The sequence below is a fragment of the Rhizobacter sp. Root404 genome (assembly GCF_001425865.1).
In the GTDB taxonomy this organism is placed as follows: domain Bacteria; phylum Pseudomonadota; class Gammaproteobacteria; order Burkholderiales; family Burkholderiaceae_C; genus LMDS01.
Map to the genome: position 1 here is coordinate 448117 of NZ_LMDS01000004.1, position 16622 is coordinate 464738.

The window sequence follows — 16622 nt, forward strand, 5'->3', positions numbered from 1 at the left end:
CTGCGACCCTATGAGCCACATCGGACAACCCCCTTGTGACGCGGGCGCCCTCCTTCACGGGACGCCTGCGGCACCGCGCCTCCTGATCTCAGGCAAGCAGCAATCTAAAGACTGAATCGTGCAGCTTTGCAGCGGTGGCCCTCCTCCACTGCAAACCCCCCGGCAAACAGTTAGGCCGACCAGGTGAGGTCTTGGCGGAGCTCTGTCCGACAGCACGCGGTCGCAGTCGACGAACGACTCGCAAGCGAAGGGGACTGGGTGGCCATGGCGTGCGGCCCGATCAACGATTCGCCGGCACTCGTGGCGGTCCTCGTCGTCATCGCGAGGTTGCTCTTGCGAATCAGCCTTCTAGGTGCTGCTCAGGAAGTGACGGGCACACGCTACGGTCGCGGCGGTCGGCCAGTTCCCTGCACGCCTTCGGCGCGGGCCGTCAAATAGGCGTACAGATCGACGATATGCGCATTGACCACCGGCTCGCCCTGCCATGCGGGCATCTGCAGAACGCCCTGCTCGCGGCGGACGAGCGATTCGATCCACGCGTCTCGCGCTGCCCCCTCGGCGCCGCCGGCCTGCGCGGACATGCTCCAGTCGTACCGTGTCAGCACGAGGCTCACGAACCGACGCGGCCCCAGATGGCGAACGATAGGCAGCAGATCCGGAGCTCCCGGCATCCCGCTGGCGTCGGAACCGTGGCACCTCGCGCACTTTTCCTGGAATATCCTCCAGCCGGTATAGATCGAGCCGGGAGGTCGCGAGGCCTTCTCCATGTCCCGCGCGGCCTGAGTATTCTGCAGTTCGACCGCGCAGCCGGCAATTGCCAGCACCGCCATCAGGCCCACGCCGACCTTGCGCCGGGAAAGGATTGCGATCATGGCGGTCTCCTGTTGCGCGGTGGGGCATTGCGAGATGCTGAAGGGCCGTGCCCGCGGGCGTGTTGCGCTGGATCAATCGCTGCAATGCGCCGCCGGCGGCTGTCGGACGACAAAGGCAGCAGGCCTTTGGCGATGGATTGCTTGCTCACGAATTTGGCTTCGATGCCGTCCATTCCAAGGCTCGACCCGCACCCTGAGATGGCAATCCAGTGATCAGAGCACGCGCTCCCTCAGGCGACGCGAGCCGTCATTCGGTCCACCACCGGTAGATCAACAAGGTGAGCACCAAACCGACTACAAACAGCACAGCACCCATCCATGGACTGCGTCGGCCAGATTGCACGAGCATCACGACTGCCGTACCCATCAGTGCACCCCCTGCGAGAGCGGACCAAATCGTCTCCGTACTTAAGGCGTTCATCCCAGTGACCGTTAGTGGCCATCCTTGCCACGCCTCACTCTGGGCCCGAAAGAGCAGCCGCACCTTGAGGCAAGTCAATCTACGCCTGGTCCGAGTGCTTTGCTGACGCGCGCATGCGCACATCTCGATCCGCCCAGCCCGGCCAACTCGCCTACGAAGCCGCGTCGGCTCGGACAGCACTTGTCCTTCATGCCCACACGCTCCCGATGTTGATCTGACGCAATCTTGCCGCAGAGGTCGTGTTCATACTGAATCTGCGCGCAAGAGTGTCATTAGCCAGCCAGCGATGTGCGCAAGTGCTACGTGAAGCAGGTGACTACTCCTTTAACTTCCCATCGCCCCGCAATGTCCAGGTTTCACGCACTCGTCATCGCCCTGACCGCCTCGCTGGTTGGGGACGGCGCCTGGGCCGGCACCGAGGTACTTGATTCGACGCCGGCCCAGGCGGCCACCGTCGCCGCGTCGACAGGTTTCGACGGCGTCGTCGAGGCGTTGCGGCAGACCGTCGTCGCGGCGCAGGTGTCCGGCGCAATCGTGAACTTGGACGTGAAGGTTGGTGACCGGGTCAAGTCCGGCCAAGTGCTGCTGCGTATCGATGCGCGTGCCGCGGAGCGTGGCACCGCGGTGGGGGATGCGCAGGCAACCGCGGCCCGCGCCGCGCTCGAGAACGCCACACAGGAGTACGCGCGGCAAAAGCAGCTGTACGAGAAAAGCTACATCAGTCGGGCGGCGCTAGAGCGCGCCGAGTCGACCTTCAAGGCCACACGCGCTCAGCTTGCGGCGCAGGATGCGCAAGCAGGTGCTGCGCGAATCGAGAGCGGGCTTCACGTCATCCGGGCACCGTTCGGCGGAGTCGTCGCCGAGGTTCCGGTCGCCTTGGGCGACATGGCCATGCCCGGGCGGGCGTTGCTGACGCTGTTCGACCCGTCGGCCATGCGGGTCACCGTGGCCGTGCCACAAAGCATCGCAACGCGCATCGATGCGGGTGCGTCGCCGCGCATCGAACTGCCCGGATTGCCCGAGTCCCGGCGGTGGGCCGCGCCCGGGGCGATCCAGACCTTGCCCACCGTCGACGCGGCGACGCACACGGTGCAACTGCGCATCGAGTTGTCGCCCGGCGCCCAGGGCCTGGCGCCCGGAATGTTCGCACGCGTCTGGCTACCGGTCGCGGCCGATGCGGCGCCGAGCCCCTTCGTACCAGTCACGGCCATCGTGCGCCGCGCCGAGATGACGGGGCTGTATGTGCTCGACCCGAGTGGTCGCCCGACCCTGCGGCAAGTGCGGCTCGGTCGGGTTCAGGGCAGCACCGTCGAGATCCTGTCCGGCCTGAACCTCGGCGAACGCGTGGCCACCGATCCCCAGACCGCGGCTCGCGCGCGTGACCCGCGATGACTCATCCGAGCGACGCGTTGTTGGGTCCGTCGGGCCGCATCGCGGCGTTCTTCCAGAGCGCGCAGATCACGCCCTTGCTTGCGCTGGTCGCGTTGCTGTTGGGTTTCTTCGCCGTGCTCGTCACCCCGCGCGAGGAAGAGCCGCAGATCGACGTCACGATGGCCAACGTGCTGGTCCCGTTCCCTGGGGCGAGCGTGCGCGATGTCGAGCAGATGGTCGCCGGGCCGGCTGAGCAGGTGCTCGCGCAGATCTCCGGGGTCGACCACGTGATGTCGGTGTCGCAGCCCGGCTTGGCCGTAATCACGGTGCAGTTCAAGGTCGGCGTGCCGCACGGCGAGGCGCTGGTGCGGCTGTACGACACCATCAACTCCAACGCCGACTGGCTGCCCAAAGGACTCGGCGTGCTCGAGCCGATCGTCAAGCCCAAGGGCATCGACGACGTGCCCATCGTGACGCTGACGCTGTACAGCCAGAGCGCGACGACGGGGCCGTTCGACCTGGAACGCGTGGCCCACAGCATCGAGGCCGATCTCAAGCGGGTGCCTGGCACGCGTGAGGTCGCGACCATTGGTGGCCCGGGCCGGGCCGTCGTGGTCGAGATCGATCCAGCGCGAATGGCCGGTGCGGGAGTCACGGTGACCGATTTGCGCACCGCGCTGCAATCGGCAAATGCCGGCGTGCCGGTGGGGGAACTGATCTCGGGCAACCGCGCGATCGAAGTCGAAGCCAGCCCGTTCCTGCAGCGCGCCAGTGATGTCGCCGAGTTGGTGGTTGGCGCGCGCGCGGGCAAGCCGGTATTCCTGCGTGACGTGTCGACGGTGCGGGATGGGCCGCCGCCGCCAAGCCGCTACGTCTGGCATGGCATCGCCGGCGCCGCGCCGGCGGACTACCCTGCCGTCACGCTGTCGATCACGAAGAAGCCGGGCGAGAACGCGATCGACGTCGCGAATGCGGTGGTCCGGCGTGCCGAGGTGTTGCGAAACACCGTGATTCCGGCGGACGTGCAGGTGGCGGTGACGCGCAACTACGGCGCGACCGCGAACGACAAGGCGCAAAAGCTGATCCAGAAGCTGCTGTTCGCCACCGCGTCGGTCGTGGCGCTGGTCTTCGTCGCCTTGGGTCGGCGCGAGGCGGCGATCGTCGGCGCTGCGGTGATCCTGACCTTGACGGTGACGCTGTTTGCATCCTGGGCCTGGGGCTTCACGCTGAACCGCGTATCGCTGTTCGCCCTGATCTTCTCGATCGGCATTCTGGTGGACGACGCGATCGTGGTGGTCGAGAACATTCACCGCCACCAGCAGCTCGATCCGGGCAAGACGCTCGCGCAGATCATTCCGCGCGCGGTCGACGAGGTCGGCGGCCCGACCATTCTGGCCACATTGACGGTGATCGCGGCGCTGCTGCCGATGGCGTTCGTCTCCGGCCTGATGGGCCCGTACATGAGTCCGATTCCGATCAACGCGAGCATGGGCATGCTGCTGTCGCTGGCGATTGCCTTCGTGGTCACGCCATGGCTGGCACGGATCTGGATGAAGGCCGCACCGCCCGGGGGCGCCGCGCATGCGAAGTCCCACGCGCCGGCAACCCACGGCCTGGCAGGACGGCTCGGCCCATTGTTCGAGCGCATCTTCGCGCCACTGCTCGATGACCGGCGCGGCGTGCGAAACCGTCGCCTGCTCGGCCTCGGTGTTGCCGCCATGATCGTCGTCTCGTTGGCACTGCCAGCCACCGGGCTGGTGCTGCTGAAGATGCTGCCGTTCGACAACAAGTCGGAGTTTCAGGTGGTTGTCGACATGCCGGCCGGCACCCCGGTCGAGCAGACCGCCGCGGTGTTGCGCGAGCTCGGCGCCTACCTCGTCACCGTCCCCGAGGTCACCGACTACCAGGCCTACGCGGGCACCGCCGCGCCGATCAACTTCAACGGCTTGGTGCGCCAGTACTACCTGCGCAGTGGCGGAGCGGTTGGCGACCTGCAGGTCAACCTGGTCGACAAGCACCAGCGCGCCGCGCAGAGCCACGCGATCGCCACGCGCGTGCGCCCGGCGCTGCAGCAGATCGGCCGGCGCTTCGGCGCCAACATCAAGGTCGTGGAGGTGCCGCCCGGACCGCCGGTGCTGTCGCCGATCGTCGCCGAGATCTACGGGCCCGAGGCCGCCGGACGCCAGCAGGTCGCCAGGGCGGTGCGCACGGTGTTCGAGAAGACCTCGGGGCTCGTCGACGTGGACGACAGCAGCATTGCCGCGGCCGCCAAGACGGTGCTGGTGGTGGACCGCCAGAAGGCTTCGATGCTCGGCGTCCCGCAGGAGCTCATCGTGACCACGCTGCGGGCGGGCCTCGCCGGCGAGGCGACGGGCTACCTGCGTGACCAGAGCAAGTATCCGGCCGCGGCGACGCTGCAGCTTCCGGCCGAGCAGCAGGGCGACCTGAACGGCTTGCTGCAACTCACCGTCCGCGGCACGTCCGGCCGGCTCGTGCCGATCCGCGAACTCGTTGCCGTCACCGACACGGTGCGCGAGCAGCCGATCTATCACAAGGATCTGCTGCCGGTGAACTACGTGGTCGCCGACATGGCCGGCCGGCTCGACAGCCCGCTGTACGGCATGTTCGCGATGCGGTCTGACCTGGCGACGATGGTCACACCGGGCGGCGGCACGCTCGGCGAGTACCTCATCCACCAGCCGGAGGATGCCTATCGCGACTACGCGCTCAATTGGGACGGCGAGTGGCAGATCACCTACGAGACCTTTCGCGACATGGGCGCGGCGTACGCGGTCGGCCTGATCCTGATCTACCTGCTGGTGGTGGCGCAGTTCGGCTCGTACCTGACGCCCTTGATCATCATGGCGCCGATCCCGCTCACGATCATCGGCGTGATGCCGGGCCATGCCCTGCTCGGTGCGCAATACACCGCGACCAGCATGATCGGCATGATCGCGCTGGCCGGGATCATCGTGCGCAACTCGATCCTGCTGGTGGACTTCATCAACCTGCAGGTGCGCGAGGGCACCGACTTCAAGCGCGCGGTCGTGCGCTCCGCGGTCACGCGCGCACAACCGATCCTGCTGACCGGGTTGTCCGCGATGCTGGGCGCCTTCTTCATCCTCGACGACCCGATCTTCAACGGTCTGGCGATCTCGCTGATCTTCGGCATCCTGGTCTCGACCGTGCTCACGCTGGTTGTGATCCCGCTGCTTTATTTCGTCGCATACCGCAACCGCCTGGGCGCGATCACCGGCGTGTCGCAGGCGACGCCTGTCCTTGCCTTCACCACCCCCCAAGGAGCTTGATATGACCTCATGGCAACTCGTTCGCCTCGTCGCGGGAACGTTCATCCTGTTGTCGCTCGCGCTCGGCATTCCCGGCAGCCCGATCTTCGTCAGTCAATGGTTTCTCGCGTTCACCGCGTTCGTCGGCGCCAACCTGCTGCAAAGCGCGGTGACGAAGTGGTGCCTGATGGAGACCATCATGCGCAAGCTCGGCGCCCAACCGGGCGCGTGACGGAGGCGGCATGAACCGGGTCTGCCCCTCCTGCGGCGCCACCGCTTGCACGGGCCGCACCAGTCGGCCCAGAAGTCGACCGACCCTGATCCTGTTCGGGGGCGGCGCCGAAGTGGCACGTATGTCGGGCGCAGTGCCGGCGACTCAACTGGTTGCCTGGGTGCGGCAGCAGCTTCGACTCGGGGCGGCGTAATGCGGCCGCGACATCGGCCTCGGTGGCTCGTCGCTTGGCCCCTGGCGGTGACGCTGGGCGCGGCCTCCATGCCCGCCAGTGCGATCGATCTGATCGATGCGTGGCGTGCCGCGCAACAGCGCGATCTGGACTACGCCGCTGCTCGCGCAGCCCAACAGGCCGGGGCGACCCACCGGGACCAGGCACTGGCGCTGTGGCGACCCACCGTCGTGCTGTCCGGCACCGCCGGCGTCGCGGGCAGCGACACGTCGGTGAGCGGTGCGCGCTTCAGCGCGCCGGGCTTCGGCACGTCGTCCGGCGTCGGCTTCGACACCTCGGTCAATCGCGGCACCTCGGGGCGCTGGGCTGTTGTGGCCAGCATGCCGCTGTACAACCGCGAGCGCGAGGCGCAAGGTCGGCAGCTCGACCTGTCCGCGGACCTGGCCGATCTCGAATGGGAAGACGCGAAGCAGACGCTGATGCTCACCACCGCGCAGCGCTATCTCGACGTGATGGTGGCGCAGGAGTCGCTGCGCGTGCTGCGCGGGCAGTCAAGCGCGGTGGATTCGGCGTTGATCGAAACCCGCGACCGCTTTCGGCTGGGCGACGTGCCGGTGACCGACACGCACGAGGCCGCTGCCCGCGCCGAAGCGTTGCGTGCCCAGCTGCTCGCGCTCGACACCGACCTGCAGTTGAAGCAGGCGGTGTTCGCCGACGCGACGGGGCTTCAGGTGACCGACACGCCCCTGATGCGTCCCTCCGGCGAGCTCGCGCCAATCGACGTCCGGGCGCTGGACGTGTGGCTCGCCGATGCGGCGATGCACAGCCCGAAGCTGCGCATGCAGCTCGCGGGGGTCGAGATCGCGCGTCAGGAGGCCGCCAAGTCGAAGGGCGCGCTCGCGCCGACCGTTGAGCTCGTGGCCCAGGTGGGTCGCGATCGTCTGAGTGGCAGTGGCGACTTCGGCTCGGCGAGCAACGCCGCCGGCACCCGGATGGTCGGCGTCCAGCTTTCGGTGCCCCTCTATACCGGGGGCCTGCGCGACGCGCGGCAGCGCGAGACGCAACGCACGATCGAGAAGGTGCAGGCCCAGGCCGATCGCGCCCGGCAACAGGTCGCCCAGCAGACCCGCGCCGCCTGGCTGGGCTTGACCGTGGGCGCAGGCCGGGTCCAGGCACTTGCGCAGGCGTTGACATCGAGCCGCGCGCGTCTGGAATCGACGCGCCTGGGTCGCCAAGTCGGCGATCGCACGACGCTGGATCTGCTGAACGCCGAGAACGACGCCGCCAACGCCGAGCTGTCGCTGCTCACTGCCCGCATCGAGCTCCTGATGAATCGGCTGCGCCTGGCCGCGACGGCAGGGCGGCTGGACGAAGCGGCGCTGCGATCAGCCAACGATTCACTGCAAGCGCAAGGCGGCCGCTGAAGCCGCACCCATCCAAGGAGACCGAACCATGTCGCACATCGTCATCCTCGGCGCCGGAACCGGCGGCATGCCGGCCGCCTATGAGCTTCGTGAGAAGCTCGGTCGACAGCACCGCATCACCGTCGTCAACGCGGTCGACTACTTCCAGTTCGTGCCGTCTAATCCTTGGCTTGCAGTGGGCTGGCGCGATCGCGACGCGATCACGTTCCCGATCCGGCCGCACCTCGAGAAGAAGGGCATCGAGTTCGTGGCCCAGCAGGTCAAGCGCATCGACGCGACGGGAAACGCCATCGAGTTGCAGGACGGCAGCACGCTCGGCTACGACTACCTCGTCATCACGACCGGGCCCAAGCTGTCGTTCGATGAGGTGCCCGGTGCCGGTCCCGACGGGCACACGCAGTCGATCTGTCTCGTCGACCATGCCGAGAAGGCGTGGGGCCAATACCAGGAGTTCGTGAAGGATCCCGGGCCCGCGATCATTGGCGCGATGCCGGGTGCCTCGTGCTTCGGCCCGGCCTACGAGTTCGCGTTCATCTTCAACACCGACCTCAAGCGCCGCAAGATGCGCAACAAGGTGCCGATCACCTATGTGACCAGCGAGCCGTACATCGGGCACCTCGGCCTGGGCGGGGTGGGCGATTCGAAATCGATGCTCGAGAGCGAGTTCCGCAACAACGACATTAAGTGGATCACCAACGCCAAGGTAACGCGGGTCGAGGCCGGCAAGATGTTCGTGACCGAGATGGACGAACACGGGCAGCCGAAGAAGGAACACGAACTGCCGTTCAAGTTCAGCATGATGCTGCCGGCGTTCAAGGGCGTGGACGCGGTCGCGCAGGTCGAAGGGCTGTGCAACCCGCGCGGCTTCGTGCTGATCGACGAGTTCCAGCGCAGCAAGAAGTACCGCAACATCTTCTCGGCCGGGGTCTGCGTGGCGATTCCGCCGGTCGAGGTGACGCCAGTGGCGACGGGCGCGCCGAAGACCGGCTACATGATCGAGACCATGGTGACCGCCATCGTGCACAACATCGTGGCCGAAATAGCCGGTCGGCCGGCCGACGCCAAGGGAACATGGAACGCGATCTGCCTGGCCGACATGGGAGACACCGGAGCCGCATTTGTCGCGTTGCCGCAGATCCCGCCGCGCAACGTCAACTGGTTCAAGAAGGGCAAGTGGGTCCACGTCGCGAAGGTCGCCTTCGAGAAGTACTTTCTGTACAAGATGAAAAACGGTTCCTCCGAACCGATCTACGAGAAATACGTGCTCAAGCTAATGGGCATCGAGAGACTTGAGCATTGACGGTCGCTTTTCTCGACGCCAGGAGTTCACCGATGCGATTAAGAGTGCTCAACGACAACAAGACCCTGTTGGATATGTTCGAGGCATTGTGTATGCAGCCAAGGAGCGAAACGTGAAGAACATTCGAACGATGGTGTTGGCCTCTGTGATCGGTGCGTCGATGAGCATCGCACTCGCGCAGCCCAGCGACGGCAAGGGGCCCGGTACGGGGCCTGGTCCGATGGGTGCCGGCCCGGCGGCCAGTTCACCAAGAATGGGCATGGGCATGGGTATGGGTCCGGACGGTGGCCGCGGCGCGGCGAGGTGGGGCTCGGACTACACACCCGGCTGGACGCTGATGACCCAGCAGGAGCGCAACGAACACCTTGATCGCATGCGCTCGATGAAGACCTACGAAGAGTGCAAGTCCTACCAGGACCAGCACCACGAGCAGATGGCCTCCAAGGCCAAGGACCGTGGCGGCAAGGCCCTGGCACCGGCCCGGCGAGACGCCTGCATCGGTTTGAAGAAGTAGGCACCTACCTGATGTCGCCCCTGTCGACAGCAGAGGCCGACAGTCTGGCCTTCATGCGCGAGGAGGAGCAGTTCGCCCATGGCGCGTACGCCGTCAGCGCCACACTTTGGAGTCCTCCGGTCTTCGCCAACATCATTGCGAGCGAGGCCACGCACTCGGCGGCCATCAAGGCAGTGCTCGACGGCTATCAGCTCGCCGTGCTGACCCACCAAGGTGGCACCTACGTGCCACAGTACATCAGCCAGGCGGAGTTCGATGCCATCGTGAACTCGGCCGTCGAGACCGGACCCTGAACCGCCCTTCAGATCCACCCATGGGCGAACCGACGACTGCCTACCGCGACCTCACCAAAACCATCTCGACTGGCCCGTGGTCCCTAGGGTGCGAGCACACCCGAGGTCATCAAGGGCTTCAGCGAACTCTGCCGCGCGGCCACGAACAGCGGCATGCGCGACGCCAAGACCAAAGCGCCCCTGAAGGTGAATATCCTCGTGGTATGCATACCAGGCAATGCAGGAGTCGCAGCGGGCCGCGACAACTCTGCGCCATCGCGACGAGTTGTACGGCTACGCCATAAAGACAAACGGCCTGCCATTTCTGGCAAGCCGTTGTTTTACTGGTGGGCCCTGAGTGACTCGAACACTCGACCTACGGATTAAGAGAGGGAGAAATCCCTTGTTTTTCAACGACTTAGGCTCGTCTTCGCTCGTCACGCTCCGCCAGCGCGCGCCGGGATTGTCACGGCGGCACGCCATTCCCCGGAGGCGGTTACTCCGAAGCCTGATCATCGGCTGGCGCCTCCAATCAATGCCCAAGTCAGGAGGCTCTAACGCCTCTAGCAACTGAATGCGCGCAATGGCTCGTTGACACTACGATTCGCCCTATGCAAGAACGAGACGACCACTTGCCTGATTTGATCCAAAACGTAGAGCGTCTCTTGGGGCGTTGCGTCTTGCGACTGCAACAGTACGAGCGCCTTATTAAGACGTTGCTGGCCCATAGCGAAATTGAAGGTCCGATCAGCCAGTGGCAGGCCCGGCGTGACGTGAGCGTAGCGGAAGTCTCACGCAGAACTCTCGGTGACTTGGCCAAGCGGCTTCTGGAATCCTTCGTCGTACCAATGGGCTTCGAGCCACGGACGACCAAGACTCCGGTGGTTTCTGCAGATCACGTGTCGATGGCGATCCGTGTCCGGATGGAGCTGACAGATGAAGATCACGCATCAGTCAAGTCGGCATTGGAACTGCTTGTCTCGATGCGCAATGAGTTGGTCCACACTTTTATCCAAAGATTCGACCTTCGTACCGTCGAAAGCTGCAGCGCTGCAGTCGATCATCTAGCCGTGTTCTGCGAACGCATCGATCATCACATTGCGGAGGTACAGCATTGGCTGAACACGATGGTCGGCGCGCACGCATCCCTAACGTCAGTTCTGCAGAATTCTGTGGTGGACGACTTTTTCAACGGCATCGCGCCCGATGGCACCATCGATTGGGAATATTCCGGCATTGTTCGGGCATTGCGTCAAGCGACGCAGTCGCTTGCGTCCCTCGACTGGGTTCGACTTGAAGACGCCATCGCTTGGATGACGGAACATCATCCAACGCAAATTCCCGGAAGGTATGGCTGTCGCACTTGGCAGCAGCTGCTACATGAGTCTCGGGCTTTTCGTATGGAGTACAGGCCCGATGAACAGCTAAGTAGGGTGTTGTGGTTTTGCGAAAAGCAATAGCTTCTAGGTGCGCTGGCAGGTGTTCAGCCTCTCAACATTAGGGCGTTCGGCATTCTCCTTCTCACGCAACACTTGCGGCTCCTCGCATAGGCATTGAAGTCTTGCACTTGGGGTAGCTTTCACAGCCCCAGAAGGCTGCTCCGCCCTTTCGCGGATTGCGCTCCACCATCTTGATACCGCAGTTGACGCAGGTCGGCCTCCAATAATCACCCTCCAAGGCGACGGTCAAAAGCGTCTGCTGCTGTTCTTCACTGCGCTTGGCAATAAGGGCAAGGAGCGCCTTTACGTCGAGCAGATTCACGCCATTCTCTTTTGCGAAGGCGGTTGCGTCTTCGGTGAACGTCGAAGTAGTGGCGAACTGTCCTCGTGAGACGCCTTTTGCTGCCATGACACCACGCAGCTCTCGAACCTTGTCAACGCCGACGCGCTTGCCCTGCCAATGTTTGCACTGGACGACGCTTACTGGCGTGCCCGGGTTGTTTCGCGAGTAGAGCCAGATGTCGATTCCTTCGTCCGCACCATGCGACTGAGACTTCGTCTCGAATCCTGCTTGAGCAAACAGCGCTTCTACGAGCGCCTCGAATCGACGCCACTCAATCACATCAAAGACCGCCGTTCCCCATGATTGCGGGACAGACACCGGCGCAGCGCTTCGGGGCTTTGAGGGAGTCATCATCCGAGCAAATTCGGTAGCTGTCCGGTCCACAGGAGGAGCCTCGTAGCGCGGGCTTCGAAACTGCTCTGGCGTCGGGTCTCTTTCGGTAAGTACAGGGTCGGAACGCTTCGACTGATTGTTTCGAATTTGCCACCAAAGAAGTCCGCAACCTACGGCGAAGATGAGCCAGCCGAAGGGCGCCATTGGTCTGAGCGCGACACCGAACGGCGACTTGCCCAAGAACAACGGAACGAGTCCTAGCAATAGACCTAGACCGATCAGTTTCGGCGCAATCTCTGCCCGATTGCGACGCTTTCGAGCCCCAGAACGTCCGCGTCGTGCCATTGGCGTACCTAGAAGTTGTCCGCAATGCTAACGAGAAGGATGATCGAAGACGACGAACTCACACCGAAATTGTCACGCTCGATCGCTATTTCACTCGTAGCGGGACAGTATTAAGAGAGGCAGAAATCCCTTGTTTTTCAACGAATTAGGCTCGTCTTCGCTCGTCACATTGCGTGGAAGCTCGCCAGAGTTGTCACGACTGCATAAATATAGGTAAGTTGCCTAGAGCAGAGCTAGGTCACGTCGCTCTGGCTCGGGAAAAGGGCTTTTTCGAGATCTTCCAAAAACGGCCAGAAGTTCTCGAAATTTCGCCAATCAGGTGAAACCCCGCACAAGGACTCGCAAAGTTTTACTTTCTGCAGTTTTTGGATTACTGCGACGTCGGCCGTTCGCTTCTCGGTCCTAGTGTAAAACCGCTCTTCAAGAACCCCCTCCGGCAAAAGATTTTCAATTCCCGCGAGGCACTTCGCGTTCTGTGAATTGAACGGCAGTTGTCTAACAAGAATTCCATCAAGTGAAGGACTGACTTTCTCGTTTGCATCGTAAAGCAATACTGTTTTACGCTGAGTAAGCTTGGGATTATTTCCTAAAATCTTATACGCGGAGTTCAGTGCCCCAACGCCCCCATCTTTTGCACCGGAAGGTGATTTACTACCAATCCAATCGAACTCCACGCCCCGGACCAGATTCATCAGACCTCGAAGTGCCGCTGCGGTTCGGAGGTACACGGGGTCAGTCTCGCCCTCGCACAACACTAATGGTTTCTCGGAGCCGGCTTGCAGGGCTTGAACGGTGTTTTCGAATTTTCGCGTCTCTTTGAAAGCGTCAAAGGAGACCTGAAAATCACTATATCTTTCAGGATCAAGGATTTTACCGTTAGGCAGTTCGATCAATTTAAAATTGCCATCGCCGAAGGCTCGCCTCATTCCTAGCATAAATATTGGAGAATGAGCGGAGACGATGAATTGCACCTTCGGAAACAGCCTGATAAGATCCGGCAATATGTTGTACTGGAGGTCGACGTGTAGGTGGTTGTCAATCTCATCGATAACAGCGATCCCTTGTATTTGTGGACCAGATATACCGGTGCCGGTATCGCCATACTTAAGCAGTGTAAGAAACAAAGCGAACAAACTCGCCTGTCCGGAGGACATACTATCGAGACTAGGAATAACAGGTTCGTTAAGATCGTTGAGTACGTGCAAGCGCCTGTTCGTTGCGGTTCGACTAGCCCGAACCAGCCGTGCACTTGGCACTCCTAGAATAGCTTGAAGAACTCTATTAATCGCCGCGTATGTATTAATGCTGGACAATATTGGTAGCGCCTGGGCGCGCAGAGTGTCCAAACTGGTAGCCCTAATCACATGAAATGCATCAACGGACTGGTCAAGAATTATGTCAATAAGCCACGGCTTTATCGAATCTAGCGTGCTTTGAACTACAATAGGCTTTCCGAGTCTTTTATCCCATTTCTGCGGAAACGTCGCCTCCGACTCTTTTTCGTATTCGTGATTCATCCAGTATGGTCGTTCCGATCGATTCGCTGGGAAGTAAACATAAGCACCAGGTTGGTAGATTTCGGCTATGTTTTGGCCACCACTGTTCGTCGCCTTTTCATTACCAGTTGTCTTCCACGAAGCAATCGGTGCAAACTCGGTCAATCGAGCCGCCAGCGTTCCAGCCTCAACGGTTCCCGCTTTGCTTCGGTAGTAAAGAAAATTTTCATTATGACGAAATCGGATAGTAGTAAGGTCAAAGGCCGCCCCGAGCCTTGTCGTGCTCGCTCCGATAACTCTGTAAAATAGTCTGCCGGCGTGAGAAGAGGGAGACACATCTTGAAAATGTTCGGCGGCAATCTCTATGAGACTATCAGCAATGCTTGATAGCAGATTCGTCTTCCCAGAACCATTAATCCCAACAAATACCAATGGCTTCGGATCTCCCGATTCGAAGAAGTCTGCATTGATTGTTAGGTCCTCAATTGCACCGTTATTTAACATTAGAACTTTGTCGAGGTACATCTTTCTCTCCAGGTGTGCTTAACTAACTAGCCGGCGACTCCATTAAACCAATTGGGCCTTTGCAGCCGCAATGAAAGAGTACGGAAAACTTACCGCTGAACAGTTCAAAGGGCTGATCGAAGTACTGCCCGAGCTACGAAAGCAGGGTACCGATTTCCGAGCTGCCGTAGCTGCGGTCCCTAAGGCAAAGCTTGATGAGTTGCTCATCGAAGACTACAGCTGGGGCGCGATCTACGAGTTGTCTTTCGTCGAGCATCTGGCGCTAGTGGCTTACGCCCTCAATATGGGTGACTACATCAAACGAGTCGCGCAATTGCCTGATCCGCAGCAGCAGATTCTCGACGACATGTGGCGTGACGACATGATCGACGAGGAGGGCATCAAGTTGGACAAGCAGACAATCATCGGTCTCGTGTTTTCGATACAGCGCACGATTCTTAGCATCATGCTGTTCCAGCAGACGCTGTCAGGCCTCCTCCAAGAGGTACGAGAGCGAGATAGTCACGACGCTCTGTTCAAGGCCGTTCGCGTGGACCGGTCAGTGGTCTCTGCGCCAACAGTGGCAGACCGTATCGCGAAGGCGGAAATCCGTCGCGATGAGACGTTTTTCAGACACTTGCGGAGCGCTCTTAAGGGACCGCAGAAGAAGCATTGGGAAGCCTATCAGGACCTCCGGTACGCCTTGTTCGCACTGCGCGAACTTGGCTTTGACCGGCTTTCTGACGTTCAGCTTGAACGATTGATGGTCGATACGCTGCGCGTTTATCCCTCGACGCCCTCCGCCCGCAAAAACCTGCGCGCGCAATACCAGCAATCGCGCCGCATCAAGACGATCTGAAATTGCGATCTGAGATGGTCGCCCTTTGCCGTGGCCATGTAGAGAGTTCGTATCCGTACCAGGAAGCCGATGTGGCATGCCTGGCGCGGAAGAGGAACTCTCATGTCTCAAGGATCAAACCAGCCCGCCCCCGTTTCTGACGGGCGCGGAGCGCACGCCAGAAACGGGGGAGGAACAGGTGCGCCGCCTAGTAACACAGCACCTGATAACAGCAATCCATCCTTCCGGCTTCTTCGATGGGGCATCGACAGCCTCTACCTGTCCTACCCCGGAGAGCTGGCCGAGGGTGTCAAGGCCAACCTGCGCAAGCTGAAGCTCAAGGCGCAGGGCTCCGAGCAGGAGGCATGCAAAGCGCAACTCCAGATCGGCGATCACGTCTTCGAAGTCAAGGACAAGAGTTCAGGGCTGTTCGCCTTCACGCTGGTCGATGGCGCCTTCAACATTCGGCTGTCTGCCGGAGCGTCCAAGACCCTGCCAATGGCCTATGTGCAGATCTCTAGCGGCTTCCTGGCATACAAGCCTGTTGAACTGATCGAGTACGAGCTACGGGCAATCCTGGAAGAGCTGGGCGACATTGGCGCGTCCAAAGTGAGCCGCATTGACCTGTTCGCCGACTTCGCATCGGCTGACTCGATGGAGGCTTGGGATCGGGATGCATGGGTCACGCGGGCCACCGCCGTGCACCAGTACGCAGAGGGGTCGACCTTCACCGGCTGGACAGTCGGCGCGGGCGGTGTCCTGATGGCTCGGCTGTATCACAAGCTCCTGGAGTGCCAGAAGACCGGCAAAGACTACCTTCTTGGGCTGTGGCGAGAGGCCGGCTGGGACGATTTGACGCCGGTTTGGAGGCTCGAATTCGAGTTCCGGCGCGAAGCCCTGAGCCAGCTCAAGCTCGACGGCCTGTCTTCCGTTTTGGGCAACCTCGACGGCTTGTGGGACTACGCCACGACCGACTGGCTCACATTGCGTTGTCCGAACCGCCAGGACCAGACGCGCAGCCGCTGGGAGATCCATCCCCTGTGGATGCTGCTGGCCTCGGTGGACTGGAACACGCCCGGCGGGTCACTGTCGCGCAGCTTCAAGCCTACGCGCGGGCCCTCGATGGCATGGATCGGTTCGCGTGCCTTGTCCCTGATGGCATCGACGGCCTCGCTCAACAGGCATCGCAACTTCGAGCACGCCGGCATTGAGCTGATGAACGTCGCAGCCGATGCACTGAGCCGCCGACAGGAGCAGAAGGGGTTGAGTCCGAAGGGCGGTTTCTCCGAGATGGTCGACGACTGCAATCGCAAGTTCAACACCGCGTTGAACGACTTCGAGGCCGATCCCGACCCGGTGCTGCCGAACCTGCAGAACCCGTACTACCGGGCCAAGCAGGGCTTCCCCAATCGGGGCGTTTGATGGACGAGCCAGGTCTGCCTTTGCCTCCCGTGCGCTG

The 16622-nt window shown here is 61.9% G+C and carries 13 protein-coding genes; 10 read left to right on the forward strand and 3 right to left on the reverse strand.

Annotation, left to right across the window (positions count from 1 at the left end; genetic code table 11):
• Positions 1–380 precede the first annotated feature (380 nt).
• A complete protein-coding gene (locus ASC76_RS06640) occupies positions 381–872 on the reverse strand; it encodes a cytochrome c (RefSeq protein WP_056464171.1) in 492 nt (163 codons plus the stop codon).
• Positions 873–1638: 766 nt separating this feature from the next.
• On the opposite strand from ASC76_RS06640, the gene ASC76_RS06645 reads away from it, so the two are divergent.
• The 8 genes from ASC76_RS06645 (at position 1639) to ASC76_RS06680 (ending at position 11325) form a co-directional block, all read left to right on the forward strand.
• Positions 1639–2685: an efflux RND transporter periplasmic adaptor subunit gene (locus ASC76_RS06645; RefSeq protein WP_056464173.1), complete on the forward strand. Its 1047-nt coding sequence runs from the start codon at positions 1639–1641 to the stop codon at positions 2683–2685.
• Positions 2682–5972: an efflux RND transporter permease subunit gene (locus tag ASC76_RS06650; RefSeq protein WP_056464175.1), complete on the forward strand. Its 3291-nt coding sequence runs from the start codon at positions 2682–2684 to the stop codon at positions 5970–5972. Before ASC76_RS06645 ends, ASC76_RS06650 begins: the two co-directional genes overlap by 4 nt.
• Before the next feature lies 1 nt (position 5973).
• Positions 5974–6183 (forward strand): DUF2892 domain-containing protein, encoded by a 210-nt coding sequence (locus tag ASC76_RS06655; RefSeq protein WP_056464177.1) that lies wholly within the window; start codon positions 5974–5976, stop codon positions 6181–6183.
• Between the two features lie 261 nt (positions 6184–6444).
• Positions 6445–7779 (forward strand): TolC family protein, encoded by a 1335-nt coding sequence (locus ASC76_RS06660; protein ID WP_157615376.1) that lies wholly within the window; start codon positions 6445–6447, stop codon positions 7777–7779.
• A 28-nt stretch (positions 7780–7807) separates the two neighbouring features.
• Positions 7808–9079, forward strand: coding sequence for an NAD(P)/FAD-dependent oxidoreductase (locus ASC76_RS06665; RefSeq protein ID WP_056464182.1), 1272 nt, complete (start codon positions 7808–7810; stop codon positions 9077–9079).
• Positions 9080–9191: 112 nt separating this feature from the next.
• A complete protein-coding gene (locus ASC76_RS06670; RefSeq protein WP_157615378.1) occupies positions 9192–9593 on the forward strand; it encodes a hypothetical protein in 402 nt (133 codons plus the stop codon).
• A gap of 11 nt (positions 9594–9604) precedes the next feature.
• A complete protein-coding gene (locus tag ASC76_RS06675; protein ID WP_056464185.1) occupies positions 9605–9886 on the forward strand; it encodes a DUF2202 domain-containing protein in 282 nt (93 codons plus the stop codon).
• Positions 9887–10476: 590 nt separating this feature from the next.
• Positions 10477–11325 (forward strand): OST-HTH/LOTUS domain-containing protein, encoded by an 849-nt coding sequence (locus ASC76_RS06680; RefSeq protein WP_056464190.1) that lies wholly within the window; start codon positions 10477–10479, stop codon positions 11323–11325.
• Between the two features lie 61 nt (positions 11326–11386).
• Here ASC76_RS06680 and ASC76_RS24360 read toward each other — a convergent pair whose 3' ends face one another.
• Together ASC76_RS24360 and ASC76_RS24365 are read right to left on the reverse strand one after the other, a co-directional pair.
• Entirely contained in the window at positions 11387–12226 is an 840-nt protein-coding gene (locus tag ASC76_RS24360; RefSeq protein ID WP_162247067.1) for a restriction endonuclease, read from the reverse strand.
• Positions 12227–12558: 332 nt separating this feature from the next.
• On the reverse strand, positions 12559–14346 hold the full coding sequence (locus ASC76_RS24365; protein WP_082548858.1) for an AAA family ATPase: 1788 nt from the start codon (positions 14344–14346) through the stop codon (positions 12559–12561).
• Between the two features lie 70 nt (positions 14347–14416).
• On the opposite strand from ASC76_RS24365, the gene ASC76_RS06685 reads away from it, so the two are divergent.
• Complete coding sequence (locus ASC76_RS06685; protein WP_056464192.1) at positions 14417–15184, forward strand: hypothetical protein; 768 nt, start codon at positions 14417–14419, stop codon at positions 15182–15184.
• A 102-nt stretch (positions 15185–15286) separates the two neighbouring features.
• The gene (locus ASC76_RS06690) at positions 15287–16585 is read left to right on the forward strand and encodes a replication initiation factor (RefSeq protein ID WP_157615380.1); all 1299 of its coding nucleotides are present in this window, start codon (positions 15287–15289) and stop codon (positions 16583–16585) included.
• Positions 16586–16622 lie beyond the last annotated feature (37 nt).

Coding starts and splice junctions, on each gene's coding strand:
- ASC76_RS06640 (WP_056464171.1), bottom strand. CDS start 872: ATGATCGCAATCCTTTCCCGGCGCAAGGTCGGCGTGGGCCTGATGGCG.
- ASC76_RS06645 (WP_056464173.1), top strand. CDS start 1,639: ATGTCCAGGTTTCACGCACTCGTCATCGCCCTGACCGCCTCGCTGGTT.
- ASC76_RS06650 (WP_056464175.1), top strand. CDS start 2,682: ATGACTCATCCGAGCGACGCGTTGTTGGGTCCGTCGGGCCGCATCGCG.
- ASC76_RS06655 (WP_056464177.1), top strand. CDS start 5,974: ATGACCTCATGGCAACTCGTTCGCCTCGTCGCGGGAACGTTCATCCTG.
- ASC76_RS06660 (WP_157615376.1), top strand. CDS start 6,445: ATGCCCGCCAGTGCGATCGATCTGATCGATGCGTGGCGTGCCGCGCAA.
- ASC76_RS06665 (WP_056464182.1), top strand. CDS start 7,808: ATGTCGCACATCGTCATCCTCGGCGCCGGAACCGGCGGCATGCCGGCC.
- ASC76_RS06675 (WP_056464185.1), top strand. CDS start 9,605: ATGTCGCCCCTGTCGACAGCAGAGGCCGACAGTCTGGCCTTCATGCGC.
- ASC76_RS06680 (WP_056464190.1), top strand. CDS start 10,477: ATGCAAGAACGAGACGACCACTTGCCTGATTTGATCCAAAACGTAGAG.
- ASC76_RS24365 (WP_082548858.1), bottom strand. CDS start 14,346: ATGTACCTCGACAAAGTTCTAATGTTAAATAACGGTGCAATTGAGGAC.
- ASC76_RS06685 (WP_056464192.1), top strand. CDS start 14,417: ATGAAAGAGTACGGAAAACTTACCGCTGAACAGTTCAAAGGGCTGATC.
- ASC76_RS06690 (WP_157615380.1), top strand. CDS start 15,287: ATGTCTCAAGGATCAAACCAGCCCGCCCCCGTTTCTGACGGGCGCGGA.